At 78.8% G+C, this 552-nt stretch carries 1 protein-coding gene; it reads right to left on the reverse strand.

The genetic code is table 11. The features are described from left to right. Positions 1-552: coiled-coil domain-containing protein (locus KN815_RS49615; RefSeq protein WP_372458674.1), on the reverse strand; the 552-nt coding region annotated here is incomplete at both ends.

Below are 552 nucleotides of genomic sequence, written 5' to 3' on the forward strand. Positions count from 1 at the left end.
GCCCTGCGAGGGCGCCGGGCTCCCGGCCGCCCGCCCGCGAGGCGCGGTGCTGCCCATAGGTCTGCCGCTCCCTGGGCGGCAGCGCGTTCACCAGCCGCCGCGCGGTGGCCAGCCGGTGCTGGACCGCCCGCTTGTGGCGGGCCACGGTCCGGCGGCTGTGCTCCAGCTTCACCAGCTTGGCCGCGGCCTCCGCACGCTCCTGCCGCAGGGTGCGCTGAGCGCTCTGCACCACCCGCAACTGGGCGGCCTGGCGGCTGGTGATCCGCTCCAGGGTGGCGGCCCGGTCGAGGTACTGCGCCGGGTCGCCGGACAGCAGCAGGGCGAGGCCGGGGTCGATCCCGCCGGTGCGGTACTGCCCGCCCGCGAGGGCGCCGAGCGCCACCCGCATCCGGTTGACCCGCCCCTGGCCCCGGGCGACCCGGTCCTGGATCCGGTCGACCTCGCGGCGCAGGGTCCGGGTGCGCGTCTGCGCCGCGTTGTAGCGCTCGGTGGCCCGCTCCGCCTGGGCGTAGAGCGTGGCGACGCGGTCGCCGGCGGACCGGGCGGCCGGAC

It is taken from the genome of Streptomyces niphimycinicus (assembly GCF_018883605.1).
In the GTDB taxonomy this organism is placed as follows: domain Bacteria; phylum Actinomycetota; class Actinomycetes; order Streptomycetales; family Streptomycetaceae; genus Streptomyces; species Streptomyces niphimycinicus.